Source organism: Streptomyces sp. NPDC041108 (assembly GCF_055592645.1).
The window spans coordinates 298,557-324,187 of sequence record NZ_JBVIYK010000008.1; the positions used below are offsets into that span (position 1 = coordinate 298,557).

Below are 25,631 nucleotides of genomic sequence, written 5' to 3' on the forward strand. Positions count from 1 at the left end.
GGTGGCGGCCGCTGGTTCACACTGTTGAACGGAACGTAGAGGGCAAGCGCTTTCTAGTCAACGCTTTGCGCAAAAGACATCGGGTCGGTCCTGGTGGCGCGGTGGGCGGTCTCCGGCGAGTCGGGCCCGGCGCCCGGCCGGAGCGGCGGGAGCGAATTCTTTCGACATGTGGGAGCGCTTCCATGGCCGCCATGCCCATGTCACGATGCTGCTCCCGCCGCCGACCTGAACCGAGTTCCCCCTTCTGTCGCACCCGCAGATCCCGTCACAGGAAGGCACGACGACGTGACCCCCACCCCCCACGACCGGGCGCGCGGACCGCTGCGCTCGGCGTTGCTCACGCTGCTGGCGGCCCTGGTGCCACTGCTCGCGGCCACGCTGCTCACCGCGCCCGCGGCCGCCGCGTCGGACACCGGGGCCGAGGCCGCTCCCCGGGCGGCACTCACCGAGATCACCGGCTTCGGCGCCAACCCCAGCAATCTGCAGATGTACCTGTACGTGCCGGAGAACGTGACCGCGAAGCCGGCGATCGTGGTGGCCGTGCACTACTGCACCGGCTCGGGACCGGCGATGTACAACGGCACCGAGTACGCCTCGCTGGCCGACCGCCTCGGGTTCATCGTCGTGTACCCGTCCGTCACCCGCAGCAGCAAGTGCTTCGACGTCGCCTCCCCGCAGGCGCTGACCCGCGGCGGCGGAAGCGACCCCGTGGGCATCAAGTCGATGGTCGACTGGACCGTCCGCACCTACGGCGCCGACACCGGCAGGATCTTCGCCACCGGCATCTCCTCCGGCGCGATGATGACCAACGTACTCCTCGGCGACTACCCCGACGTGTTCGCCGCCGGCGCCGCCTTCGCGGGCGTGCCCTTCGCCTGCTTCGCCACCACCAACGGCTCCGAGTGGAACAGCGACTGTGCGAACGGCACCGTCATCCGCACCCCGCAGGCCTGGGGCGACCTCGTCCGCGGCGCCCACCCCGGCTACACCGGACCCCGTCCGCGCATGCAGCTGTGGCACGGCACCACGGACGACGTGCTGCGCTACCCGAACTTCGGTGAGGAGATCAAGCAGTGGACCAATGTGCACGGTGTCGGCCAGACACCGGCGGCCACCGACTCGCCCCAGTCCGGCTGGACCCGCACCCGCTACGGCGGCACCGGTGACCGCGCCCCCGTCGAGGCCATCAGCCTCCAGGGCACCGGCCACAACGTCTACGCCCGGGGCATGGCCGAGCGTGTCCTGACCTTCTTCGGCCTGAACGGCTCCGGCCCCGCGCCCCAGCCCCCGGCCGGACCCTGCAAGGTGACCGTCACCACCCAGGCCTGGAGCACCGGCCTGACCGCGTCCGTGACCCTCACCAACACCGGCACGACAGCCGTCAACGGCTGGAAGCTCGGCTTCACCCTGCCCGCCGGACAGACCGTCACCAACGGCTGGGGGGCCACGTACAGCCCGGCGAGCGGCGCCGTGACCGCGACCAACGCCTCGTACAACGCCGCGATCGCCCCCGGCGCGAGCGTCAGCATCGGCTACCAGGCCAACCACACCGGCAACAGCGCCGCGCCCTCGGCGTACACGCTCAACGGGACGGCGTGCACGAATGGTTGACGTGCCCTGACGCCCCGGAACCAGCCGACCGACCGACCGGCCGGCTGGTTCCGGGGCGCGCGCCGACGCGGCGCGCGCCCCGGGGACGGTCCGTCCTGCCCGACCTCCGAGAAAGGCACCGCCCTTGCGACCGCTCAGCACCCCACGACCCGTCAGGCCGTCGAACCGGTCGACGCTCGCGATCGTGCTCACCACCTGCGTCCTCGCCCTGGCCCTGGTGGTGGCGTCGTCCGCCGTGGTCGCCCTGGTCGAGAGCCCGCGGCGGACGGGCGGGACCGGCACGGGCGGCACGGCGTCCTCCACCCGGCACTGGGTGAACACCTGGTCCGCCATGCCGCAGCTGACCGAGCCGGGCAACATGCCCCCGGCGCCGTTCACCGGGGAACGGGCCGTACTGGTCGACACCACCCTGCGGCAGACCGTACGTGTCACCACCGGCGGCGACCGCGTCCGCCTGCGCTTCTCCAACGCCTTCGGCGGAAGCGCGCTGCCGCTGACCGCCGTGACGGTCGCCCTCCCGCTGGACGGGCGGGCCGGCGTCGCGGCGATCGAACCGGGCACCTCCCGGACCGTGACGTTCGGCGGCCGGAGGTCCACGACCGTACCCGTCGGCGCCCAGGTGGTCTCGGACCCCCTGGACTTCGCCCTGCCGCCGGCCACCGTCCTGACCGTGACCGCGTACCTGGCCGAGGGCCAGGCGTCGCTCGCCCTCACCTCGCACCCCGGTTCCCGCACCACCTCCTACCTCCGGCACGGCGACGGAACCGAGGATACGGACCTCCCCGGCGCGACCCCGACCAACCACTGGTACCTGCTCAGCGACATCGAGGTGCTGTCCCGGCGTGCCACGACCTCGGTCGCGGTCCTCGGCGACTCGCTCACCGACGGCCGGGGCTCCACCACCAACGGCAACAACCGCTGGCCCGACCAGCTCTTCGACCGCCTCCAGCAGCGGCCCGGCACCCGGCATCTGGCCGTGGTGAACCTGGCCGCCGGCGGCAACCGCGTCCTCAACGACGGCCTCGGCCCCAACGCCCTGGCCCGCCTGGACCGCGACATCCTGGCGCACAGCGGCGTGGAGCAGCTGATCGTCTTCGAGGGCGTCAACGACCTCGGCACCGCCGAGGCCACCCCCGCCGCACAGCAGCGCGTCACCGCCGACCTCGTCGCCGCCTACGAGCAGATCATCGTCCGCGCCCACGCCCAGGGCATCCGCGTCTACGGCGCGACCCTCCTGCCCTTCGGCGGCAACAGCCCGTACGACGACGCCGCCGGACACCGTGAGGCGGCGCGGCAGGCGGTCAACACCTGGATCCGCACGAGCGGCCGCTTCGACGCCGTCCTCGACTTCGACCGCGCGGTCCGCGACCCGGAGAACCCCGGCCGCCTCCAGCCCGGCCTCCACGACGGCGACTGGCTGCACCTCAACCCGGAGGGCTACCGGATCCTGGCCCAGGCGGTCCCGGCCCGCCTGCTCCGGCGGGGGTGAACGGCACGGCCTCGCCGCCGAAGGGCACTCCCGCCTGGACCCACCGGCGAAACCGCCCGGTCACCGGGCGGTTTCGGCCCCCGGCCCCGTCGGTCTCGTTCCCGCGTGAGGGCCGCGTGGGCCGCGGCGGTCCCGGCCGGGCAGGACTGTGCCGCACGGGCTCTGCGGTCCGTGCGGCACGTGCGTCGTGCGCGGCAGCGGGGTCATCCGACGGGCCCACGGGCGGGACGGCCGAGCGAACGGCCGCCGCCGCGGCGACCTGGGGGCCGGTCTCGGGGCGGGGCTCCTCGACGCCCCCGTGGACTCCGCCCCGTCTCAGGGTGGGCCGGTGCGGGCAGCCGTCATGAGCGAGTCCCAGTCGGGGAGCTTGACCACGCCTCTGCCCAGCGAGGCCCCGAGCGCCGCCTCGGCCCGCTCTATCGCCTGCCAGCCCCGCCACTCGACCGGCTCGCACCCCTCGGCCCGCAGGGCCGCCACCGGGTCGTCCGGCACCTGCCGGACCGCCAGCCCCGGCGCGTCCTCCAGCAGCGAGGCCGCCGTCTCCTTGGCGCAGGGGCGGTTGGTGCCGATCACTCCGGTCGGGCCGCGTTTGATCCAGCCGGCCACGTACTCGCCGGGCGAGGGCGCGCCGTCGCGGAGCACGCGCCCGGCGCCGTGCGGGACCGTGCCGTGGACCGGGTCGAACGGGAGGCCGTCGAGGGGGACGCCCCGGTAGCCGACGGAGCGCAGGACGAGCTGGGCCTCGATCTCCTCGTAGCGGCCGGTGCCGGTCACACCGCCGTGCGCGTCGGGTGCGGTGCGCTCCAGGCGCACGCCGCAGACCCGGTCGCCGTCGGCGAGGAGTTCGACGGGGCGCAGGAAGAAGCGCAGCCGGATGCGGCGACGGCCGGACGGCGCGGGCGCCGTGGCCCAGCCGCGCAGGACCTCGACATTGCGGCGCCGTGCGGCGGGGAGGGACGACGGGTCGACGTAGTCCGGGTCCAGCTCCAGCTCGGCCGGGTTGACGCCGACCCGGGTGTCGGGCAGGGCGCTCAGCTCGCGCAGCTCCTTGGTGGTGAAGCGGGCCTGCGAGGGGCCCCTGCGGCCCACCATGTGGATCCGGGTGACCTCGCTCGCGGCGAGGGAGGCGAGGGCGGCCTGGGGCATGTCGGTGGGGCTCAGCTCGCTCGCGCCGCGCGCGAGCATGCGGGTGACGTCCACCGCGACGTTCCCGACGCCGATGACCACCGCCGTGCGCGCGCCGAGGACGGGTTCGCCGAAGGCGCGGCCCGTCGCGTCCGGGTGGGCGCTGTACCAGGAGACGAACTCGGTCGCCGACCAGCTGCCGCGCAGCTCCTCGCCCGGGATGCCGAGCCGGCGGTCGGCGGCGGCGCCCACGCAGTACACGACCGCGTGGTACAGCTCCCGCAGCCGGGCGGCCGGGACCCCGTCCGCGCCCACCCGGACACCGCCGAGGAAGCGCACCCGCTCGTGCTCCAGCACGGCACGCAGGGTGTTCTGCAGCGACTTGATCTTCTCGTGGTCGGGCGCGACCCCGTAGCGCACCAGGCCGTACGGGCAGGGCAGCCGGTCCAGTACGTCGACGAGCACCCCCGGGTCCTGCTGGACGAGGCTCTGGGCGGTGTAGCACCCGCTCGGCCCCGAACCGACGACGGCGACTCGCAGCACGGCGGAACTCCTTACGCGAGGAGATCGCTGATGCCTCCAGGATCGCACCACCGGGCCCGCCGGGGGAGGGGCGCGGAGGCGGGGCGGGGGTGCTGCGCCGTCGGAGTGCCCTGCGCCCCCGGTATGCGTGCCTATTCGCAGTGAATGTGATCATGCGCTTACGTTGCGTATGTGCTGGAAGCGTCCTTTCTCAATCTTTCCGACCGCCACTGGCAGGACGGCGCCGTGAGCGTGTGGCCCGCCTGGGAGGTGCAGGAGCACGACGGCGCCACGGCCTGGTTCGACGCGCGGCTGGCCTTCCCGGACGGCGCCGCGGTCGAGATGCTCGCCGTGGTCTGCGAGGGCCGGCTGTCCCTGGAGGACGTGCGCGCCCAGCCGCCGCTGTCCCTGGAGGACCTGACGGAGCTGGCCGACTGGATCGAGGGCCCGCTGTTCGAGGCCTGCGGAACCGCGCCCGTGTACCTCGACGAGGAGCGGCCGGAGACCCCGTACGGACCCGGGCGCCGCGCCAGGCCCGCATGGCCGCGCGGGGTGGAGGGGCGGCGGCTGGTGGCCGAGGAGTACCTCGCGGCGCAGCGGTCCGGCCACGACCCGGTCCTCGCCGTGATGTGCGCGACCGGGCACAGCCGCCGCAAGTCGCTCCGGCTCATCGCCGGGGCGCGCGACGAGGGCCTGCTCGGCCCCCGGCACGCCCGGCGCTGAGCCCTCTCCCCGCCGGGGAAGGGGCACCTGTCAGGTCGTCAGGTCACGCATCCGGCTGATCTCCGTCGCCTGCTGGGCGATCACGTCGTCGGCCATCTCCTCGACCAGGATGTTGTTGCCCTGTGCCTTCACGTCCGTGGCCATGGTGATCGCACCCTCGTGGTGGGTGATCATCAGCTTCAGGAACAGCTGGTCGAACTTCGCCCCGTCCAGCGAGCCCAGTTCCTTCATCTGGGCCTCGGTCGCCATGCCGGGCATCGCCTCGTGGTCGTGCGAAGACCCGTGCTTGTCGGCGTCGTTGACCTTCAGCCAGCCCTCCATGGCCTCGATCTCGGGCTTCTGGGCGGCCGAGATGCGCTCGGCGATCCGCTTCACCTGGGTCGACTTGGCGTGATCGGGGGCGAGTTCGGTCATCTCGAGCGCCTGGGTGTGGTGCACGATCATCATGCGGGCGTAGTCGTAGTCCGCGGAGTTCGGAGCGTCGTCCTCCGCGCGCTGTTCCTGAACTTCTTCCGGCGAAAGGGTTTGAGCCGCCTCACCCGGTTTTCCGGGGGCGATCACCGCCGGTCCGCCCGACTTGGCGGAACCGCCGTCGGGGTCCGCGCCGGACCCCGAGTCGCAGCCCGCGAGCGCCAGGAGGACGGCCGTCAGTGAGGCCGTGACCAGCGGCGCGCGGGTTGTGCGGCGAACGAGCACAGTGACCTCCTGGGACACGGCAACGGGCGTACACCTCATGAGTGTTGACGAACTTTCCTAACACGCTTTCACTGATCGGTGATCAAATTTGTTCGTTACAAGTACATTGCCGCCTGTTGATCTGTGCATGATGAAGACGATACTTCGGAGGAGCCTGAACCGTTCCACCGCGAACGGCTACACGGGAGGACACAGTGACCCTGTTGAACAACCTTCGGACGCGGCGCAGACGTCTGGGGGTCGCCGCGACGGCGGCCGGTCTCCTGGCCGCCTTGCTCACCGCCGGACCGGCGGCCGCGACTCCTGACCCCGGGGACGCGCCCGCCGTTCGGGAGAAGGTCTCCAAGAGCGACGCCGCCGAGGCGCGGGCGGCGATAGCCGCCGGCGAGATACCCGGCCAGGACGAGATCGTCCACTCCGCCAACATGCAGCACCTGACCAACATCCCCAAGGAGGCGCTGCCGGGCACCAACTCGGACCTCGCCTTCCAGGGCAAGTACGCCTTCGCCGGCAACTACGACGGCTTCCGGATCTTCGACATCAGCGACCCGAAGGCGCCCAGGACCGTCGCCCAGGTGCTCTGCCCGGGCTCGCAGAACGACATCTCGGTCTCCGGCGACCTGCTGTTCCTGTCCACCGACTCCTCGCGCAGCGACAACTCCTGCAACAGCACCACGCAGCCCGCGACCGAGAAGTCGTCGTGGGAGGGCATGAAGATCTTCGACATCAGCGACAAGGCACACCCGAAGTACGTCGCCGCCGTCGAGACCGCCTGCGGCTCGCACACCCACACGCTGGTGCCGGACGGCAAGAACGTCTACGTCTACGTCTCCTCGTACTCGCCGAGTGCCATGTTCCCCGACTGCAAGCCTCCGCACGACGGCATCTCGGTCATCAAGGTGTCCCGCAAGCACCCGGAGCGGGCGAAGGTCGTGGGCTTCCCGGTCCTGTTCCCCGGTGAGGGCCCGGACGGCGGCGGCAACCCCGGTTCGCCCACGAACCCCGGTGTCTCCAAGACCACCGGCTGCCACGACATCACGGTGCTGCCGTCGAAGGATCTGGCGGCCGGCGCGTGCATGGGTGACGGCATCCTGTTCTCCATCAAGAACCCGAAGAAGCCGGAGGTCATCGACCGCGTCCAGGACAACGTGAACTTCGCGTTCTGGCACTCGGCCACCTTCAACCAGGACGCCGACAAGGTCGTCTTCACCGACGAGCTGGGCGGCGGTGGCGCGGCCACCTGCAACGCGGCCATCGGGCCGAACCGCGGTGCCGACGGCATCTACGAGATCACCGGCAAGGGCGACAAGCGCAAGCTGGTCTTCAAGAGCTACTACAAGATCCCCCGCCACCAGGCGGACACCGAGAACTGCGTCGCCCACAACGGCTCGCTGATCCCGGTCGAGGGCAAGGACATCATGGTCCAGGCGTGGTACCAGGGCGGTGTCTCCGTCTGGGACTTCACCGACTCCACCAAGCCCGAGGAGATCGCCTACTTCGAGCGCGGCCCGATCTCCACCAGCACCCTGGTGGGCGGCGGCTCCTGGTCGGCGTACTACTACAACGGTTACATCTACTCGAACGACCTGGTGAAGGGCTTCGACGTCCTGAAGCTCGACGACCCGCGGACGAACCCTGCCCAGCAGGTCGGCATGTCCGAGCTCAACGTGCAGACGCAGCCGGACTACTTCGACCTCGACTAGAGGTATCGAGCGGGATCCGCGTCACCCGTCCCGCCGGGCCCTTCGGGGTCCGGCGGGACCGTGCGTGCGACGGGTCCGGCCGACCGGGGTGCAGCGCGGGTCCCGCAACTCCCGCGTCGGCCCACCGCCGGCGAACTGTACTCGGCGCCTCCGGGTGGAGGCCCGGCGTGCCGTCGGCGGCCGTCGTTCGTCCCGGGCCGCACGGGGGACGGTCCGGGACGGACGGACGACCGGCGGTGGTCGACGGCCGAGCAGTGAACGGCCCGACAGCCCGGCGACAGGGTCCGACGGCGTCTCAGCCCACCAGATCCAGCACCGGCCGCAGCCCGTCGGGCCGTTCGGCGGCGGGCAGATGGTCGACGAAGTGCACCGCGCACCCCAGAGCCGCCGCTCCGCCGTCGGCACGCCGGTCGTCGCCGACCATCAGCGTCCTGCGCGCGTCGACGCCCAGTGCCTCGCAGGCGAGGGCGAACAGCCGCGGATCCGGCTTCTGGATGCCGTGCTCGTACGACAGCGCGTACACGCCGACGTACGCGTCGAGGCCGTGCGCCCGGAAGACGGGCCGCAGATCCCAGCCGATGTTGCTCACCACCCCGACGGCCACCCCGCGATCCCGCAGGGCGGCGAGCACCTCGGCGGCGTCCGGGTAGGGGCTCCACGCCGACGGCGTCATATGGCGGTCGTAGAGCGCGTCGTGGAGTGCGGGGTCGGGCAGGCTCACCCGGCGGGAGAGAGCCGTATAGGCGGCCCGGTGCCGGTCGGAGCTGCGGTCCCGCGTCGCCCACAGCTCACCCGACGCGCCCGTCGGCGGCTCCTGCGGACACGCCCCGCCGGGCAGCGCGCCGGCCCGTTCCAGGGCCTCGGCCACCCGGAGCGACTCCGGCTCGGGCAGGACGAGACCGGCGTCCCTCAGGACCGCACGGAACCAGGACTCGGTGGACTCCACCCGGAAGAGGGTTCCGGAGAAGTCGAACAGCACCCCTTCGACCGTCATGCCGTCGATCTTTCGCGCCCGCCTCCGGCAGGTCAAGTACGCCCCGGGGAACGCCACTTCTCGTAGGTCAGCACCGCCAGCGCGATCGTCAGTCCGCCCAGCAGCCAGCCCCCCAGTACGTCCGACGCCCAGTGCACGCCCAGCCAGATCCGGGTCAGGCCGACCCCGAGGACGGAGACGACGGCCACCGCCAGGGCGGTCCGCACGACGACCTGGCCGGCGCCGTACCGGTGCAGGAGCCACACCAGCAGCCCGAGGACGACCGTGGCCGTCATGGCGTGGCCCGACGGGTACGCCGCGTAGTGGGCGGAGTCCACGGGGTCGGGCCACGCCGGCCGCTCCCGCCCGACCGCCGCCTTCAGCCCCTGCTGCACCGCCGTCCCCACCGCGCAGGTGACGCCCAGCCAGAGGGCGAGCCACCACTCCCGGTGGCGCCACACCAGCCAGCCCGCGGCGGCCGCGGCCAGCAGACGCATCGTCACCGGGTCCCAGACCCAGTCCGTGAGGATGCGGAAGGCGTGGGTGAGACCGGGATCGGCGACGGCCCAGCCATGGGTGGTGTCCGCGATGCTCCCGTCCAGCGACATGAGCGGCGCCCAGGAGATCGCGACCAGGACCAGCAGCAGGACGGACGGGGCCGCGAAGGCCACGGCGGCGCGGACGGTGCGGGTGGCCGGCGGCCGGTGGGGCGGCGCGTCGACGGTGGGGGTGTGCATACAGCGATCCTGACCGACTCGTGGGGTCTCAGGCCAACGCCGGGGCGTGAGATCACTGTCACGCGGCGCGTCCGGAGCAAAGCCGTCGCGTCGCACGTTGTCCTTGGGCTGCTCTTTATCCCCTCTTTGCCATGTCACGACCTACCGAGTGCCCGCAAAGCGGGAACGAAAGCCACCAGGACCGGCACGGCCGGCACCAGGGCGGCGTACGCGGTCAGCCGCAGCCGCCGTGCCGGGCTGAGGCGCCGCGGGGGTGCGAGCAACCGGTCGACCCGCTGCGGCACATGGTCCTCCGGGGTCGGGCAGGGCCCGAACACGCCCCGGTCCTCGTTGAGGCCGACGAGCGCGAGGGCGATGGTGAGACGGCCGTGGCGGCGGGAGGCGGTGTCGTCGGCGGCGAGTTCGACCAGCCGGTGCATCTCGTCCCGGAACGCCGCGAACACCGGCACCCGCGGGAAACCGTCCGCGAGCGCCGCCGAACAGTGCAGCAGCCAGTGGTGCCGCGCCCGCGCGTGCCCCTGCTCATGGGCCACCACCGCGTCCACCTGCCGTTCCTCCAGCCGGCGCAACGCGGCCGTGGTGATGACCAGTCGGGGCGCGGGACCGGGCAGCCACCAGGCGTCCGGCCGCTCGCCCTCCACCACCACGAGCCGGTCGCCGTCCGGCTCCTCGCCGGGCAACAGCGGGGCGCGCAGGCGCAGTTCGGCATGGCGCCGCTGCCGCTGCCGCCGGGCCCGGACGATCTCACGGGCCAGCATCGCCCCGGTCCACAGCCCTCCGCAGGCGAGCGCCACGGCCGTGGCCACGGCCCAGGAACCCCCGCCGCCCAGCGCGTACGCCTCCACGACCGCGTCCGGCGCGGGCGCGAACACCGGCCCGCGCACCGCGGCCCAGGCGGCCGCCGCGCTCAGGGCCATCGACAGCACGCAGCACAGCAGCACGGCCGCCACCACGCACTGCCACACCCACAGGGCGACCACCGGTTCACGGTCCGGCCAGTCGGCGCGGGCCAGCAGCCGCGGGGCGACGACGGCGGTCAGGGCGCCGAGCAGCAACAACGCCGCGGGGACCATCATGAGGCGCAGCCTATGAGCGGCCCGGTGCGCGGCGACACGGGCGGCGCCGCCGAAGTGACGCAGCCCACGGCCGGACACGGCCCACGACCGGACGAACCGGTTGCCCGCCGCGGCCGGCGGCGCGGGCCGTCGACCTCGTTCAGACCGTCAGCAGCATCGCGAACATCCCGATGCCCATGGACAGTCGGCAGGCCCGGGCCAGTTCCGGCCGGTCGCCCCAGCCCGTCGCCCCCGAAGCCGCGCCCCGTGCGCCCGCCGCCACCGGGACGGGCAGGAGCCGGAGCCCTGCCCACAGGACGTAGCCGGCGAAGTACGCCAGCAGCACCCCGGTCACCAGGGGCAGACCCGCGCCGCCGTGACCCCCGCCCGGTCCGGCGGCCATCGCCGCGGCCATGTGGACCATCGCCAGCGCGCCCACCAGATGGTGGAGATGGTGCGCGCTCGTACGAGCCGACCACAGTGCGCGCACCGCCGCCGTGCCGAACACGACCGCATAGGCCAGCCAGGCCCAGCGCGGCGGTGCGACGGCCGCGGCGGGCACGGCCATCACGGCCATGCCGAACCCCATCAACGCCTCGCCCCCCGCGGCCAGACGCTGCTCCTCCACGGCACTGCGCATCCGCAGCAGACAGTACCCACCGGTCACCGCGCACAGCGCGACCAGCAGCCAGCCGGACGACACCGGTCCGTGCACCACGCACCTCCCCGTTCGACGACGTCGGTCAGCGCTGAGAGCGAGGTCGGACAGTCGGTCAGGGCATGCCCGGACGCGGTGGCGCGCATACGAGCGCAAGGGTGTACGCGGGGGAGCGCGTGGGGGTGCGGCACCCGTGGTCACGGCCTCCGGGCGACGCGCCGCACGGGCCCCGACCGCCGCAGCGGCCGCCGCGAACTCCGCGCGCTGCCGGGCGGGTCGCCGCACCAGCGGGAGCGCCGAGCCGGGCCCGCCGCCCGCCCGGCACTCTTCGGTCAGCCTTCGGCGCCGGCCGGGTACACCCCGAAGGCGGCGCCCTGGGGGTCCCGCAGGACCGCGATGCGCGGTCCCTCCGGCACGGTCGTGGGCTCCATGAGCAGGGTGCCGCCCGCCTCGACGGCGATGCGGGCCGTGTCGTCGACGTCCTCCACCGCGAAGTACGGCAGCCAGTGCGAGGGGATCTCTGGCGGGAACTTGTCGTCCATCGTGACCATGCCGCCGAAGTCGGCGCCGTCGAGGCCCCACTGCGTGTAGTGCCCGCCGACGCTCACGCTCCAGCCGAACACCGTCGTGTAGAAGGACCTGGCCCGCTCCGGCGCACGGGTCAGCAGCTCGACCCAGCCGAGTGCGCCGGGCGCGTTGAACAGCCCGGCACCTGGGAAGGAGCGCGCCTGCCACAGTTGGAAGGCGGCGCCTCCCGGGTCGTAGACCACCGCGAACCGCCCGATGTCGAAGACGTCCATCGGCTCCAGCACCACGGTCCCGCCCGCCGCCCGCACGGCCCCGACCGCCGCGTCCGCGTCGCTCACGGCGAACGACACGTTCCATGCCACCGGCTGCGACTCCTGGTACAGCGGGGCGAGGGCGGCCACCGCCGCGTCACCGAGGTGCGCGACGCTGTAGCCGCCGGCCTCCTGGCGCGGATCGGTGCGTGGACGCCAGCCGAACAGCTCGGTGTAGAACCGTTTCGCCGCGTCCAGGTCGCTGGTCCCCAGCTCGGTCCAGCAAGGCCCGCCGATGACGGGCTCGTCGAGCTTCATGGCGTTCCTCCCGCAACGATCCCGGGCCCCTGCCAGCACGCTATGCCCGCCCCCCGGGCCCGGCCACCGCTGTGCGGAGCGTCAGATGCCCGGCCGGTAGCGCAGCGGATGGTCCGCCGGGATCTCCACCAGCACGATCTCGGTGCCGTCCGGGTCGGCGATCCACATCTCGATCAGGCCCCAGGGCTCCTTCACCGGCGGCCGCCGCACCTCCACCCCCGCCGCCAGCAGCTCCTCGTGCGCCGCGGTCACGTCCGCCACCTGCAGCCACAGTTTCACCGCGGGCGAGGGCGGGGTCTCGGAGCGGCCCGCGACCTCCAGGAAACCGCCGCCGAGGAAGTACACGACGCCCCGGTGGTCGCCCGTACCGAACTCGCGGTACACGGGGAGGCCGAGCTGTTCGCCGTAGAACGCGCGGGACCGCTCGGGGTCGGTGGGGCGCAGGAGGGTGCGGCTGCTGAGTACGTGGATCATGCGATCGAGGGTAGGTGTCCGGCGGCACGCACGGGTACGGGCGGGGGCCGCTTCCCGCACCCTTCCCCGCGCCCCTGGCGGGGACCGCCTGCCGTTACCCTCGTGCGTGTTCGAGTCCGCAGACATCCGCCAGGAGCAGCTCATGGACGCCACCGCCACCGGTCTGACCTTCCGTGACGCCACCGACGGCGACGTGGACGCCCTCGTCGCTCTGATCGAGTCGGCGTACCGGGGGGACTCCAGCCGGGCCGGGTGGACCACGGAGGCGGACATCCTCGACGGGCAGCGCACCGACCCCGAGGGCGTGCTGCAGGTCATCAAGTCGCCCGACAGCCGGCTGCTCACCGTGGAGCGGGACGGCACGGTCGTCGCCTGCTGTCAGGTCGAACACCGCGGCTCGCACGCCTACTTCGGGATGTTCGCGGTGAGCCCGGCCCTCCAGGGCGGCGGCCTCGGCAAGGTGATCATCGCCGAGGCCGAGCGCATCGCCCGCGAGACCTGGGGCGCCCGGGAGATGCACATGACCGTGATCTCCGTACGGAACGACCTCATCGCCTGGTACGAGCGGCGCGGCTACCGCCGTACGGGACGCATGACCCCGTTCCCGTACGGCGACGAGCGGTTCGGTGTGCCGCTGCGCACGGACCTGCAGTTCGAGCTGCTGGTCAAGCCGCTCGGATGAGCGTCAGGCCGTGAAGCGGCCGGTGCGTTTGATGTCCGGGTAGTCGGTCGTCGCCCCGTCCAGCTGGAGCGCGCGGACCAGCCGCAGGTGGTCCTGCGTGTTCACCACCCAGCCGATGATCCGCAGGTTCGCCTTGCGGGCCTTCTCGACGACCTCCAGGGTCAGCCGCCGGATGTTCAGCACGAGCGTGGCGGCGCCCACCGCCAGCGCCCGGTCCACCACGTCGGGGCCGTAGCGGCTGGCGACCAGCGCGGTGCGCACGCCGGGCACGAGGCGGGCGATCTCGGCGACCGCCTCGTCGTGGAAGGACAGCACCTCGACCCGCCCCACCAGGTCGCGGCGGTGCATGACCTCGGCGAGGGCGCGGGCCGCCGCCGTGTCCTTGATCTCGGCCTGCAGCGGTGCCCGCACCGCGTCCAGTACCTCCTCGAAGGTGGGGACGCGCTCGCCGCGGCCCGCGTCGAGGGCGCGCAGTTCGGCGAGGGTCTTGTCGGCGATCGGGCCCGTGCCGTCCGTCGTCCGGTCCACGTCCGCGTCGTGCATGACGACGAGCGCGCCGTCCTTGCTCAGATGCAGATCGAGTTCGATGACGTCGAGGCCCGCGCGATCGGCGGCCACGAAGGAACGGAGGGTGTTCTCGGGTTCGACACCCATGACTCCGCGGTGACCGATGGTGAGGAAGTTCAAGGTTGACTCGCTTCCGTCGACGGCGGCTCGGCCCGCGTGACCGGGGGAGGGGCGGCACGCGGCTGGGGCGCAGCGTAGTCCTCCCGCCGTGCGATGCATCCGCATGTGCACGAGCCCTTCCGGGGCGTGTCACCCCGTGTCACGCCCCGGAAGAGGACCGTTTCGGCAGCTGTGCCGCGCCGAGCGGGTCATCCCTGAGTGGGCGAGTCCGGCGCGTGTTGACCCTGGGTGCCTCCGCTCGGAGAGCGTGACGCACGAACTGTGATCCATGACTCGTGTGACAGGAGATTCAGCGGTTAGGCGCAGGGAGTGGCGGGAAGATTTCCGGCTGGATCACGCAAGATCGGTCTTGCGGTGAGGAACCCTCGCTACGTACGGTGTCACTACGAAAGGTTCTCCCGTGAAGGATGGGTCATGACGGAAATTCTTGCGCAGACGGCTGCGGAGGGCGTTGTTCCTTCGGTCGGTAGGGTGGTGGAGCACCCGGCCTGGCCCGTGCTCAAGGATGCCGTGGAGCGCATCCGGCCCTGGCAGTCCAAGGACGGCTCGATCGACTTCGGCGCCGGGGACGCCCCCGCCGCCGGCGACGCCGAGCAGGCGGTCCGGGAGGTCGTCGGGGCCGTCGAGGCGCTGTCGCCGCTGCTGCCGCACGACGCCGCCTACCACGAGGCGCTCGTCAAGGACCTGCGGCGCTGGGCCGACGACGGCTTCGGGGTCCCCGACTTCCTGGACTCGCTGCTGGCCTTCCAGCCCGCCGCCAACCGCGCGGACGGCCTCCAGCACCTCGTGGTGTTCCCGATGTACACGCAGAACGGCAATCCCGACCGCAATCTCGAAGCGGTCGTGCTGCGCATGGTGTGGCCCCAGTGGCTGGCCGAGCTGGAGCGCACCCGCTACGACAACCCGCTGTTCTGCGGCATCACCTTCGAGGACTTCACCGCCGGTTACGACACCAACTCGGCCGTCCTCTTCCCGGAGACCATCGCCGTGCGCGAGGCCCCGGCCCGCTTCTCCTGGGGCGGCATCTTCTGCGACCGCGAGGCCGCCCGCTTCCGCCGGGTCACCGACGCCGCCGTCGACATCCTCGGCCTCGAACTGCCCGAGGACGTCGCCGCGATGGTCCACGACCAGAAGCGCTGCGAGGAGGCATTCGTCCTGTGGGACATGGTCCACGACCGCACCCACAGCCACGGCGACCTGCCCTTCGACCCCTTCATGATCAAGCAGCGCCAGCCGTTCTGGATGTACGGCCTCGAGGAGCTGCGCTGCGACCTCACCGCCTTCAAGGAGGCCGTGAAGCTGGAGGCCGACGGCGTCCCGCAGGCCCGTGACGTGCAGTACGCCGTGCTCTTCGACCGCATGTTCCGCTTCCCGGTCACCGGCGAGCGAGTCCGCAACTACGACGGACTCGGCGGCCAGCTGCTCTTCGCCTACCTGCACAAGCACGACGTCGTCCGCTGGACCGACAACAAGCTGCACATCGACTGGCAGCGCGCCCCGCAGGTCACCAACCAGCTCTGCGCCGACATCGAGCAGCTCTACCGGGACGGCATCGACCGCCCGAAGCTCGTCCACTGGTTCGCCGGGTACGAGCTGGTCGCCGAGTACCTCGCCCCGCACCCCGGCTCCCGCTGGGCCAAGGGTCCCGACGCCCTGGATCTGACGCAGCCGCCGCGGAAACTCGTCGACGACGTGCTTCCGGACGAGTTTCCGCTCAGCATGTTCTATGAGGCGCTCGCCAAGAAGCTGAAGTCCGTGATCGCCTCCACCAAGGGCATCACCGCGGCGAACGCCGAGCGGATCGCCGCGTGAGCGCCGGACCCGCGGGCGTCTCGGACGCCGCTCAGGAGGCGAGGACCATGCAGAACGGCAACGGTGCACTGAGTGGCGCGGTGATCGCGGTGGCCGGCGCGGGCGGACCCGCCGGCCGGGCGGCCCTGCTGCGGCTGGCCGACGCGGGCGCGATCGTCGTCGGCTCCGACAACGACCCCGAACGGCTCTCCGAGGCCGTCGACGCGGCCCGCTACGCGCACGGCGGCGCCACCGTCGTCGGCGACACGGTCGACCTGCTGGACCTCCAGTCGACCCGTGACTGGGCCAACCGCATCGAGAAGGACTTCGGGCGGGTGGACGGCCTCGTCCACCTCGTCGGCGGCTGGCGCGGCAGCGAGACCTTCACCCGGACCAGCCTCGACGACTGGGACTTCCTGGAGATGCTGCTGATCCGCACGGTGCAGCACACCTCCCTCGCCTTCCACGAGGCCCTCCAGCGCAGCGAGCGCGGCCGGTACGTCCTGATCAGCGCGGCCGGCGCCAGCAAGCCCACGGCGGGCAACGCCGCCTACGCCGCCGCCAAGGCCGCCGCCGAGGCGTGGACGCTGGCCACGGCCGACTTCTTCCGCAAGGCGGGAGGTCCGGACGGGCCGACCTCGGCGGCTGCGATCCTGGTGGTGAAGGCGCTGGTGCACGACGCGATGCGCGCCGACCGCCCCAACGCGAAGTTCGCGGGCTTCACCGACGTCAAGGAGCTGGCCGACGCCATCGCCGGCGTCTGGGAGAAGTCCGCCGCCGAAGTGAACGGAAACCGTCTGTGGCTGACCGACAAGCCGTGAACCCTCCGAAGACCGACGCCCGGCGCCATCACGACCCTGAGATCCGCGGCTTCGCCAGTGACAACTACGCGGGGGTCCACCCCGAGGTGCTCGCCGCCCTGGCCCTGGCCAACGGCGGACACCAGGTCGCGTACGGCGAGGACGAGTACACCGAGAATCTCCAGCGGATCGTCCGCAGCCACTTCGGTGCCACCGCCGAGGCGTTTCCGGTCTTCAACGGCACCGGGGCCAACGTCGTCGCGCTCCAGGCGGTCACCGACCGCTGGGGCGCGGTGATCTGCGCCGAGAGCGCGCACATCAACGTCGACGAGTGCGGGGCGCCGGAACGGGTCGGGGGCCTGAAGCTCCTCACCGTGCCCACGCCCGACGGCAAGCTCACCCCCGAGCTGATCGACCGGCAGGCGTACGGCTGGGACGACGAGCACCGGGCGATGCCGCAGGTCGTCTCGATCACCCAGAGCACCGAACTCGGTACCCTCTACACGCCCGAGGAGATCCGCGCGATCTGCGAGCACGCCCACGCGCACGGGATGAAGGTGCACCTGGACGGCTCCCGGATAGCCAACGCCGCGGCAGCCCTGGACGTGCCGATGCGGACTTTCACCAACGCGGCCGGCGTCGACCTGCTCTCGCTGGGCGGCACCAAGAACGGCGCGATGTTCGGCGAGGCGGTCGTCGTGATCAACCAGGACGCCGTCCGCCACATGAAGCATCTGCGCAAGCTGTCCATGCAGCTCGCCTCCAAGATGCGTTTCGTGTCGGTGCAGTTGGAGGCCCTGCTGGCGAAGGACCTCTGGCTGCGCAACGCCCGTCACGCCAACGAGATGGCCCAGCGGCTGGCCGAGGGCGTCCGCGCCGTCCACGGGGTCGAGATCCTGTACCCGGTGCAGGTCAACGCCGTCTTCGCCCGGCTCCCCCACGACGTGAGCGAACGCCTGCACAAGCGCTTCCGCTTCTACTTCTGGGACGAGGCCGCGGGTGACGTCCGCTGGATGTGCTCCTACGACACCACCGAGGAGGACGTGGACCGGTTCGTGGCGGCGCTCAAGGAGGAGATGGCTCGCTGAGGCCCGCCGAGGTCTGCATACATATACGGTCACCCGAAAAGTCATTGACTCTCGGGTGATCGTTTTCCTATGCTCCACGGGCATGGAACTGATCCAGCAGAACCCGGACCTGTCCGCCTATCTGGCCGCCGACGAGGCGATCGACCACCACCGTCCCGGCGTACGACGGACGGCCGCGCAGCTCGCCAAGGGCGTGGAGGACTCGTATGGCTATGCGAGGGCGGCGTTCGACTTCGTCCGCGACGCCATTACGCACTCCCAGGACGCCGGCGATCCGCGCGTCACCTGGCGCGCGTCCGACGTCCTCGAACAGCGCACCGGGATCTGCTACGCCAAAGCCCATGCCCTGGCCGCGCTGTTGCGCGCCGAGGACATCCCCACCGCCCTCTGCTACCAGCGGCTGGCGCACGACGACGGCGACGGGCACGTGATCCACGGCCTGGTCGCCGTGCGCTTCCACGGCGCCTGGCACCGCCAGGACCCCCGGGGCAACAAGCCCGGCGTGGACGCTCGGTTCTCGCTCGACGGGGAGCGCCTGGCCTTCCTCCCGGACGCCGGGGCGGGCGAGTCGGACCACCCGACGCTCTACGCCGCCCCGCATCCGGCCGTGCTCCGCGCCCTGCGGGCCGCCCCCGACCGGGCACGGCTGTGGGCGACGCTCCCCGAGGCGCTGTGACCGCGGGTCAGCGGGCCTCGGCCTCGCGGACCTGCTCCGGGGTCGGGGCCGTGCCGCCGAGGTGGGCCGGCATCCACCAGGTGTCGTCCGGGCCCTTGGGGCGGACGGGGTAGGCGCGCTGGGCGGCCTCCAGCAACTCCTGCACACGCTCGCGGAGTTGGCGGGTGATGGCGCCCGCGTACTTGTCCTTGGATGCCTCTATCGCCTCGCCGACCCGGATGGTGATCGGGATGTGGCTGCGCTTGAAGTTGCGCGGGTGCCCCTTGGTCCACAGCCGCTGGGTGCCCCAGACGGCCATCGGGATCAGCGGGACGCCCGCCTCCTGGGCCAGCCGGGCGGCGCCCGACTTGAAGCTCTTCAGCGTGAACGACTGCGAGATGGTGGCCTCGGGGAAGACGCCGATGATCTCACCGGAACGCAGCGAGTCCAGGGCGTGCGCGTAGGCCGCCTCGCCCTGCTTGCGGTCCACCGGGATGTGCCGCATGTTGCGCATCAGCGGACCGGAGACCTTGTGCCGGAACACCGACTCCTTGGCCATGAAACGCACCAGACGCTTCTGTGGCAGTGCCGCCAGGCCGTCGAAGATGAAGTCCAGGTAGCCGATGTGATTGCTCACCAGCACCGCGCCGCCCGAGCGCGGAATGTTCTCCGTGCCCTTGAGGTCGATCTTCAGGTCCCAGACCTTGAACAGGGTTTGGGCGAGACCGATCGCGGGGCGGTAGACAAGCTCTGCCATGGGCGGAGTGGACCCTTCTCTCTGCCTGGACGGGGTCTCCCGGCGGGAAGTTACGCAGCCGTAGGTTTACGGCATCCCGCAGATCGTGCCCCAAGAACGCACGAGTAGCCAGTCTTGGCGCTCGCCCGACGCGAGATTCTCGTCACGTCGGACGCATGATCGACCATCGGGCGCACACCCGGTCTTCACCCCGCGCGTACCGTCACCCGTCGGACGAGCAGATACATCTCGCACCCCAGGCAGTATCCGAACACCGCGTTGAGGAAGGCCGCCGCGAGCGCCGCGCCGGTCGCCGCCAGTCCCAGCCACGCGGGCCCCACCGTGAGACCGATCAGACCCACCGCCGCGAAGACCAGCCCGACCGCCTGCGCGAACCGCGGCGGCTGCGGCGCCTCGAACTGCGTCGGCGCACCGATCCGCGGCCGCAGCAGCGTGCGGAACACCCAGCCGTACGGCGAACGCCCCACCCCGCCCGCCGCGCCCAGCGCGAAGGCGAGCGTCTGCCACGCCAGCAGCCAGGCGTTCCCGGTGATCAGCACGACCGCCAGTACCACGGTCGTCACGGCCGCCCCGAAGCGCGGTCCCCTCACATCGATGTCCATGCGTCAAGCATTCCTCAGGCCAATCTCCGCGGGGAGCCGGGAATCTTTGCAGTCTCGTGAACGCTGAAGCACGCTGTGACCGGACTTGTGGTGTGTGGGCTGGTGCTCGCGCTGGCGAGCGCCTACGGAGTGCTGCATCGGCGGCGGAGCGGGAGGGTGAGAGTGCGCGGGCGGGACGGCGACAAGCGGCTCGACGCGGCGGAGTTGGGGGAGGGGCTCGGCGAACGGGCCACACTCGTCCAGTTCTCCAGCGCCTTCTGCGCCCCCTGCCGGGCGACCCGCAGGGTGCTCGCCGAGGTGGCCACCATGGTCCCCGGCGTCGCTCATGTGGAGATCGACGCGGAGGAACACCTCGATCTCGTACGCCGGCTGGACATCCTCAAGACGCCGACCGTCCTCGTCCTCGACGCGGACGGCCGGATCGTGCGCAGGGCGAGCGGCCAGCCGCGCAGGGCCGATGTGATCGCCGCGCTCGGTGAGGCCGTGTGAAGCCGCACACCGGGACGCACTTGACGGTAGGCCCCATCCGTCGTCAGCCTGGCCGAATGCCCCGAGAACTCCTTCTCTTCGCGCGCGTGCACGTGGACCTGGTCCGCACGGCCAGTTCGCGCTGTCCGGGACCGTGAGCAGCCCCGCGCGATCCCGTCGACCCCGGCAGAAGGACAACTCCATGACGGCCACCTCCGGCCTCCGTTCGCCCCGCCTTGCCTCCCCCGACCTCCTGCGCTCCGTCTTCCGTCGGCACGCCGCGGGCGTCGCCGTGATCACCGCTCAGGGCGGCGGCGGTCCGGTCGGCTTCACCGCCACCTCGCTCACCTCGGTCTCCGCCGAGCCTCCGCTGCTCTCGTTCGGCATCGGCACCGGAGCCTCCAGCTGGCCGGTGATCTCCGAGGCGGCCCATGTCGGCGTGCACATACTCGGGGAGCACCAGCGGGAGCTGGCCGCCACCTTCGCCCGCAGCGGCGCCGACCGCTTCGGCGCGCCCACCGGATGGCGTAGCGGCCCGGAGGGAGTTCCCGTCCTCGACGACGTGCTCGCCTGGCTGGTCTGCCGGGTGGTGGCGCGGGTCCCGGCGGGCGATCACCGGATCGTCCTCGCCGAGGTGGTCGTGGGTGATCCGTCGGGCGCCGGCCGGCCGCTGCTGTACCACCAGGGCCGCTTCGGCGGTCTGCGGGACTGATCCCCGCGCGATTACGCAGGGTTGCCTAACTCACAGTTCAAAGCGCTTGCTTAGCGGGCACGACATGCGGGAGCGTAGGCGTCGTACTGGTGAGTAATATTCTGTTCGGAGCGCAGGTCGCCCCGATCGGGATCGGCCGCTTCAGGCGCCTATGCTGCCTTGCAGAAGGCAGCCCAGAAATGACGATGCAGTAGGAGAGCCGGCGTGAGCTTGAGGATCGTTGTCACTGTGAAGTACGTGCCCGACGCCACTGGCGACCGGCACTTCGCCGATGACCTGACCGTCGACCGTGACGACGTGGACGGTCTGCTCTCCGAGCTGGACGAGTACGCGGTGGAGCAGGCGCTGCAGATCGCCGACGAGGCCGACGACGCCGAGATCACCGTGCTGACCGTGGGTCCGGAGGACGCCAAGGACGCGCTGCGCAAGGCGCTGTCGATGGGTGCGGACAAGGCGATCCACGTCGAGGACGACGACCTGCACGGCACCGACGCCCTCGGCACCTCGCTGGTGCTGGCGAAGGCGATCGAGAAGGCCGGCTACGACCTGGTGATCTCCGGCATGGCCTCCACCGACGGCACGATGGGTGTCGTCCCGGCGCTGCTGGCCGAGCGTCTGGGTGTCCCGCAGGTCACGTTGCTGTCCGAGATCTCTGTCGAGGACGGCACGGTCACGGGGCGCCGGGACGGCGACGCCGCGAGCGAGCAGCTGCAGGCGTCCCTGCCGGCCGTCGTCTCCGTCACCGACCAGTCGGGCGAGGCGCGTTACCCCTCCTTCAAGGGCATCATGGCGGCGAAGAAGAAGCCGGTTCAGTCCTGGGACCTGTCCGACCTCGACATCGAGGCCGAGGAAGTCGGTCTGGAGGGTGCCTGGACGGCTGTGGACTCCGCGGCCGCCCGCCCGGCGCGCACCGCCGGCACGATCGTCAAGGACGAGGGCGAGGGCGGCAAGCAGCTCGCCGAGTTCCTCGCGGGCCAGAAGTTCATCTAGCCCCCGCGGCTCCGCCCCGGGTCCCCGGCCCGGCCGAGGCCCGCCCCGCCCCTTCCCTCACGCCTTCGCAATCCGCAGGAGAGCAATCCCATGGCTGAAGTTCTCGTCTACGTCGACCACGTGGACGGTGCCGTCCGCAAGCCCACCCTGGAGCTGCTGACCCTGGCCCGCCGCATCGGCGAGCCCGTCGCCGTCGCCCTCGGTGCCGGTGCCGCCGACACCGCCGCCGCCCTCGCCGAGCACGGCGCGGTCAAGGTCCTCATCCACGACGCCGCCGAGTACGCCGACTACCTCGTCGTCCCCAAGGTCGACGCGCTGCAGGCCGCCTACGAGGCCGTCTCCCCGGCCGCCGTCCTCGTGCCCTCCTCCGCCGAGGGCAAGGAGATCGCCGCCCGTCTGGCGCTGCGCATCGGCTCCGGCATCATCACCGACGCCGTCGACCTCGAAGCCGGCGACGAGGGCCCGGTGGCCACGCAGTCGGTGTTCGCCGCCTCCTTCACCACCAAGTCCCGGGTCGCCAAGGGCACCCCGGTCATCACCGTCAAGCCGAACTCCGCCGCCGTCGAGGCCGCTCCGGCCGCCGGCAGCGTCGAGGCCCTCGCGGTCACCTTCGGGGCGCTGGCCACCGGCACCAAGGTCACCGGCCGCACCCCGCGCGAGTCGACCGGGCGTCCGGAGCTGACCGAGGCCGCGATCGTCGTCTCCGGCGGCCGCGGCGTCAACGGCACCGAGAACTTCGCGCTCATCGAGGCCCTCGCCGACTCCCTCGGCGCGGCCGTGGGCGCCTCCCGCGCCGCCGTGGACGCCGGCTGGTACCCCCACACCAACCAGGTCGGCCAGACCGGCAAGTCCGTCTCCCCGCAGCTGTACATCGCCAACGGCATCTCCGGCGCCATCCAGCACCGCGCCGGCATGCAGACCTCGAAGACCATCGTCGCCGTCAACAAGGACGCCGAGGCCCCCATCTTCGACCTCGTCGACTACGGCGTCGTCGGCGACCTGTTCGACGTCGTCCCCCAGCTCACCGAGGAGATCAACACCCGCAAGGGCTGATCCCGTCGGCCGAGGCCCCCGCGACCGCAGACACGGTCACGGGGGCCTCGGCTCATCCCAAGGTCAGTGAGGCCTGCACCGGCAGATGGTCGCTCGGGTACAGCCCGTCGACGGAGAAGGTGTTCATCGCGGCCCAGTGCGTGGTCACCCCCGGCGAGGTCAGGATCCAGTCGATGCGGCGGCCGTCGGGCTCGAGCGCCCGGTAGCCGTGGTAGGTCCCGTACGCCGGACTGCGTGAGGCCGCCGCGTCCCAGGCGTCCACGAGTCCGTTGCCCAGCATCAGGTCGTACACCCGGTTGCGGTGAGCGGCCGCGTTGAAGTCGCCGGTGACGACCACCGGGGCCGAGCGGTCCCATCCGGCGATCGTCTCGCCGACCAGCTTCGCGGAACGCTCCCGGGCGTACTGGCTGACGCTGTCCAGATGGGTGTTGAGGACGTAGAACTCCCGCCCCCCGTCCGCGAGATCGGCGAACTTCACCCAGGTCACCATGCGCAGCCAGTCCGCGCCCCAGGTGTTGGAGGCGATCGTGTACGGGGTGTCGGACAGCCAGAAGTGGTCGAACTCGATCGGGTCGAGTCTGCGGGTGTCGTAGAAGATCGCCATGAACTCGTCCTTGCTGCCACCCCCTCGTCCGGTGCCGATCCAGTCGTAGTGGCCGCCGAGATCCTTCTCGATCGTGCGCAGCTGCTGGTAGAGCCCCTCCTGGGTGCCGATGACGTGCGGTCGCTCGCGGCGCAGCAGCTCCCGCATCACCGGGCGGCGCACGGTCCAGCGCGGCGTCCTGTCGACGACGGTCGCGAAGCGCACGTTGAACGTCATGACGTTCAGGGCGCCCGCGTACTCGCCGGCGGACGCCGGCAGTGACGAGCCCGCTGTGGTCAGCAGCGGTACGGCGATGGCGGCGGCCGCCGCGGACCTGAGTCCTTGGCGGCGCGTCACTCCGACCTCTTTCGGCAACGCGATCTCCTCCCCTTGGGGTCAGGATGAACCTTGCCCGATGAATACGGAAGAAGCGGCCGCGTCGGCAGTGACCAGGGGGACGACATGGGGAATCACACGTCGAGACGCTGTTGACCGGGGTGAAGATCGACCGTTAGCTTCGGTATACGGATTTCTGATTCCGCAGTGCGGAAAATGGAGGGTTTGGAATGGGGCAGGGCCGGCAGGAGAACGTGGCGACGAGTCTCGCGGGCGCCGTCAGCGAGGAGATCAGCGCCTCCCTCGCCCCCGTCGACGCGGAGCTGGAGCGCCGCTACCCGGGCGACCCGGGCACCCGCCAGCCCGTGCACACCGTCTACGTACCCGGTGACGTCTTCGCCGCCGGCACCCTCCGCGACTGGGGTGGCCGGGCCCTCGCCGCCCTCGACGAGCACGCCCCCGACGCCGCCTCCTTCGCCGCCGTCCTCGGCCTCGGCGACGACCTCGCGCAGCCCGTGTACGACCGCGTCCGCGCCAAGCTGGAGCGCGAGCCGGTGGAGGACCTGCGCGTCGACTTCGAGGACGGCTACGGACCGCGCCCGGACGCCGAGGAGGACGAGGCCGCCGCCCGCGCCGCCCGGCTCGTCGCGCGGGCGTACGCCGAGGGCACGGCCGCCCCGTACATGGGCATCCGCATGAAGTGCATGGAAGCGCCGGTGCGCGACCGGGGCATCCGCACCCTCGACATCTTCCTCACCGGACTGCTGGCGGCCGGGGGCCTGCCCGACGGGCTGGTCCTCACCCTGCCCAAGGTGACGTACGCCGAGCAGGTCACCGCCATGGTCCGCCTGCTCGAAGCCTTCGAGAAGGCGCGCGGCCTGGAGCCCGGCCGGATCGGCTTCGAGATCCAGATCGAGACCAGCCAGGCCGTCCTCGCCGCCGACGGCACCGCCACCGTCGCCCGGATGATCGACGCCGCCGAGGGCCGGGCCACGGGCCTGCACTACGGCACCTTCGACTACAGCGCCTGCCTCGGCGTCTCCGCCGCCCACCAGGCCAGCGACCACCCCGCCGCCGACCACGCCAAGGCGGTCATGCAGGTCGCGGCCGCCGGCACCGGCGTACGCGTCTGCGACGGCTCCACCAACGTCCTGCCGGTCGGCCCCACCGAGCAGGTCCACGACGCCTGGCGCCTGCACTACGGACTCACCCGCCGCGCCCTGGCCCGCGCGTACTACCAGGGCTGGGACATGCACCCCGGCCACCTCCCCACCCGCTACGCGGCCGTCTTCGCCTTCTACCGCGAGGGCTACGCGCAGGCCGCCGCCCGCCTCGCCCGGTACGCCCACCGGGCCGGCGGCGACGTGATGGACGAGCCCGCGACCGCCAAGGCCCTCAGCGGCTACCTGCTGCGGGGACTGGACTGCGGCGCCCTCGACCTCGACGAGGTGTCCGGGGCGACCGGTCTGGCGCGCGCCGACCTGGAGGGCTTCGCGGCGCCCCGACGGGCCGATCTGACGGTCTCGTCCGGCCGGTAGGGGTGGGGCGGCCGGCGGACAAGTAG

Annotated in this window: 26 protein-coding genes; 14 read left to right on the forward strand and 12 right to left on the reverse strand. The window is 71.9% G+C overall.

The annotated features are described in order from the left end of the window. Positions 1-285 precede the first annotated feature (285 nt). Together ACZ6BB_RS24065 and ACZ6BB_RS24070 are read left to right on the forward strand one after the other, a co-directional pair. On the forward strand, positions 286-1,611 hold the full coding sequence (locus tag ACZ6BB_RS24065; protein WP_471617223.1) for an extracellular catalytic domain type 1 short-chain-length polyhydroxyalkanoate depolymerase: 1,326 nt from the start codon (positions 286-288) through the stop codon (positions 1,609-1,611). A 184-nt stretch (positions 1,612-1,795) separates the two neighbouring features. Beyond that, positions 1,796-3,100: an SGNH/GDSL hydrolase family protein gene (locus ACZ6BB_RS24070; protein ID WP_471617224.1), complete on the forward strand. Its 1,305-nt coding sequence runs from the start codon at positions 1,796-1,798 to the stop codon at positions 3,098-3,100. A gap of 315 nt (positions 3,101-3,415) precedes the next feature. On the opposite strand, the gene ACZ6BB_RS24075 is transcribed toward ACZ6BB_RS24070, so the two are convergent. After that, the gene (locus tag ACZ6BB_RS24075; RefSeq protein ID WP_471617225.1) at positions 3,416-4,768 is read right to left on the reverse strand and encodes an FAD-dependent oxidoreductase; all 1,353 of its coding nucleotides are present in this window, start codon (positions 4,766-4,768) and stop codon (positions 3,416-3,418) included. A 225-nt stretch (positions 4,769-4,993) separates the two neighbouring features. Between ACZ6BB_RS24075 and ACZ6BB_RS24080 the strand changes: the two genes are divergently transcribed. Further along, the gene (locus tag ACZ6BB_RS24080; protein ID WP_471617345.1) at positions 4,994-5,470 is read left to right on the forward strand and encodes a DUF6214 family protein; all 477 of its coding nucleotides are present in this window, start codon (positions 4,994-4,996) and stop codon (positions 5,468-5,470) included. Between the two features lie 30 nt (positions 5,471-5,500). Here the strand turns inward: ACZ6BB_RS24080 and ACZ6BB_RS24085 are convergent, their stop codons facing one another. Continuing rightward, on the reverse strand, positions 5,501-6,166 hold the full coding sequence (locus tag ACZ6BB_RS24085) for a DUF305 domain-containing protein (RefSeq protein ID WP_471617226.1): 666 nt from the start codon (positions 6,164-6,166) through the stop codon (positions 5,501-5,503). Between the two features lie 194 nt (positions 6,167-6,360). Here ACZ6BB_RS24085 and ACZ6BB_RS24090 point away from each other — a divergent pair, with 194 nt between their 5' ends. After that, on the forward strand, positions 6,361-7,869 hold the full coding sequence (locus tag ACZ6BB_RS24090; protein ID WP_471617227.1) for an LVIVD repeat-containing protein: 1,509 nt from the start codon (positions 6,361-6,363) through the stop codon (positions 7,867-7,869). A 295-nt stretch (positions 7,870-8,164) separates the two neighbouring features. Here ACZ6BB_RS24090 and ACZ6BB_RS24095 read toward each other — a convergent pair whose 3' ends face one another. The 6 genes from ACZ6BB_RS24095 to ACZ6BB_RS24120 form a co-directional block, all read right to left on the reverse strand. After that, the gene (locus ACZ6BB_RS24095; protein ID WP_471617228.1) at positions 8,165-8,863 is read right to left on the reverse strand and encodes an HAD family hydrolase; all 699 of its coding nucleotides are present in this window, start codon (positions 8,861-8,863) and stop codon (positions 8,165-8,167) included. 32 nt (positions 8,864-8,895) lie between these two features. Continuing rightward, positions 8,896-9,579 carry a phosphatase PAP2 family protein gene (locus ACZ6BB_RS24100; RefSeq protein ID WP_471617229.1) on the reverse strand — a complete coding sequence of 228 codons (684 nt, stop codon included), beginning with the start codon at positions 9,577-9,579 and terminating at the stop codon, positions 8,896-8,898. A 134-nt stretch (positions 9,580-9,713) separates the two neighbouring features. Next, on the reverse strand, positions 9,714-10,655 hold the full coding sequence (locus ACZ6BB_RS24105; RefSeq protein WP_471617230.1) for a M56 family metallopeptidase: 942 nt from the start codon (positions 10,653-10,655) through the stop codon (positions 9,714-9,716). Between the two features lie 139 nt (positions 10,656-10,794). Beyond that, entirely contained in the window at positions 10,795-11,349 is a 555-nt protein-coding gene (locus ACZ6BB_RS24110; RefSeq protein WP_471617346.1) for a DUF5134 domain-containing protein, read from the reverse strand. A gap of 275 nt (positions 11,350-11,624) precedes the next feature. Further along, on the reverse strand, positions 11,625-12,389 hold the full coding sequence (locus tag ACZ6BB_RS24115) for a VOC family protein (RefSeq protein ID WP_471617231.1): 765 nt from the start codon (positions 12,387-12,389) through the stop codon (positions 11,625-11,627). A gap of 81 nt (positions 12,390-12,470) precedes the next feature. Next, the gene (locus ACZ6BB_RS24120; protein WP_471617232.1) at positions 12,471-12,863 is read right to left on the reverse strand and encodes a VOC family protein; all 393 of its coding nucleotides are present in this window, start codon (positions 12,861-12,863) and stop codon (positions 12,471-12,473) included. A gap of 142 nt (positions 12,864-13,005) precedes the next feature. Between ACZ6BB_RS24120 and ACZ6BB_RS24125 the strand changes: the two genes are divergently transcribed. Beyond that, the gene (locus ACZ6BB_RS24125; RefSeq protein ID WP_471617347.1) at positions 13,006-13,545 is read left to right on the forward strand and encodes a GNAT family N-acetyltransferase; all 540 of its coding nucleotides are present in this window, start codon (positions 13,006-13,008) and stop codon (positions 13,543-13,545) included. A gap of 3 nt (positions 13,546-13,548) precedes the next feature. On the opposite strand, the gene ACZ6BB_RS24130 is transcribed toward ACZ6BB_RS24125, so the two are convergent. Next, positions 13,549-14,232 carry a glycerophosphodiester phosphodiesterase gene (locus ACZ6BB_RS24130; protein WP_471617233.1) on the reverse strand — a complete coding sequence of 228 codons (684 nt, stop codon included), beginning with the start codon at positions 14,230-14,232 and terminating at the stop codon, positions 13,549-13,551. Positions 14,233-14,646: 414 nt separating this feature from the next. Here ACZ6BB_RS24130 and ACZ6BB_RS24135 point away from each other — a divergent pair, with 414 nt between their 5' ends. From ACZ6BB_RS24135 to ACZ6BB_RS24150, 4 genes are all read left to right on the forward strand, one after another. After that, positions 14,647-16,044, forward strand: a complete 1,398-nt coding sequence (locus ACZ6BB_RS24135; RefSeq protein WP_471617234.1) for a DUF6421 family protein — start codon at positions 14,647-14,649, stop codon at positions 16,042-16,044. A gap of 47 nt (positions 16,045-16,091) precedes the next feature. Then, positions 16,092-16,844, forward strand: coding sequence for an SDR family NAD(P)-dependent oxidoreductase (locus tag ACZ6BB_RS24140; protein ID WP_471617348.1), 753 nt, complete (start codon positions 16,092-16,094; stop codon positions 16,842-16,844). Next, on the forward strand, positions 16,841-17,911 hold the full coding sequence (locus ACZ6BB_RS24145; RefSeq protein ID WP_471617235.1) for a threonine aldolase family protein: 1,071 nt from the start codon (positions 16,841-16,843) through the stop codon (positions 17,909-17,911). Before ACZ6BB_RS24140 ends, ACZ6BB_RS24145 begins: the two co-directional genes overlap by 4 nt. A gap of 82 nt (positions 17,912-17,993) precedes the next feature. Further along, entirely contained in the window at positions 17,994-18,587 is a 594-nt protein-coding gene (locus ACZ6BB_RS24150; protein ID WP_471617236.1) for a transglutaminase domain-containing protein, read from the forward strand. A 7-nt stretch (positions 18,588-18,594) separates the two neighbouring features. Here the strand turns inward: ACZ6BB_RS24150 and ACZ6BB_RS24155 are convergent, their stop codons facing one another. Together ACZ6BB_RS24155 and ACZ6BB_RS24160 are read right to left on the reverse strand one after the other, a co-directional pair. Continuing rightward, positions 18,595-19,323: a lysophospholipid acyltransferase family protein gene (locus ACZ6BB_RS24155; RefSeq protein ID WP_045561734.1), complete on the reverse strand. Its 729-nt coding sequence runs from the start codon at positions 19,321-19,323 to the stop codon at positions 18,595-18,597. Between the two features lie 185 nt (positions 19,324-19,508). Further along, on the reverse strand, positions 19,509-19,925 hold the full coding sequence (locus ACZ6BB_RS24160; RefSeq protein ID WP_471617237.1) for a DUF4395 domain-containing protein: 417 nt from the start codon (positions 19,923-19,925) through the stop codon (positions 19,509-19,511). 75 nt (positions 19,926-20,000) lie between these two features. Between ACZ6BB_RS24160 and ACZ6BB_RS24165 the strand changes: the two genes are divergently transcribed. From ACZ6BB_RS24165 to ACZ6BB_RS24180, 4 genes are all read left to right on the forward strand, one after another. After that, entirely contained in the window at positions 20,001-20,414 is a 414-nt protein-coding gene (locus ACZ6BB_RS24165) for a thioredoxin family protein (RefSeq protein ID WP_471617238.1), read from the forward strand. Between the two features lie 181 nt (positions 20,415-20,595). Further along, entirely contained in the window at positions 20,596-21,105 is a 510-nt protein-coding gene (locus tag ACZ6BB_RS24170) for a flavin reductase family protein (RefSeq protein ID WP_471617239.1), read from the forward strand. Between the two features lie 204 nt (positions 21,106-21,309). Continuing rightward, on the forward strand, positions 21,310-22,095 hold the full coding sequence (locus tag ACZ6BB_RS24175) for an electron transfer flavoprotein subunit beta/FixA family protein (RefSeq protein ID WP_471617240.1): 786 nt from the start codon (positions 21,310-21,312) through the stop codon (positions 22,093-22,095). Between the two features lie 90 nt (positions 22,096-22,185). Next, on the forward strand, positions 22,186-23,148 hold the full coding sequence (locus tag ACZ6BB_RS24180) for an electron transfer flavoprotein subunit alpha/FixB family protein (RefSeq protein WP_471617241.1): 963 nt from the start codon (positions 22,186-22,188) through the stop codon (positions 23,146-23,148). Positions 23,149-23,200: 52 nt separating this feature from the next. On the opposite strand, the gene ACZ6BB_RS24185 is transcribed toward ACZ6BB_RS24180, so the two are convergent. Next, positions 23,201-24,106 (reverse strand): endonuclease/exonuclease/phosphatase family protein, encoded by a 906-nt coding sequence (locus ACZ6BB_RS24185; RefSeq protein WP_471617242.1) that lies wholly within the window; start codon positions 24,104-24,106, stop codon positions 23,201-23,203. A gap of 191 nt (positions 24,107-24,297) precedes the next feature. Between ACZ6BB_RS24185 and ACZ6BB_RS24190 the strand changes: the two genes are divergently transcribed. Further along, positions 24,298-25,605 carry a DUF6986 family protein gene (locus tag ACZ6BB_RS24190; RefSeq protein WP_471617243.1) on the forward strand — a complete coding sequence of 436 codons (1,308 nt, stop codon included), beginning with the start codon at positions 24,298-24,300 and terminating at the stop codon, positions 25,603-25,605. Positions 25,606-25,631: the final 26 nt, after the last annotated feature.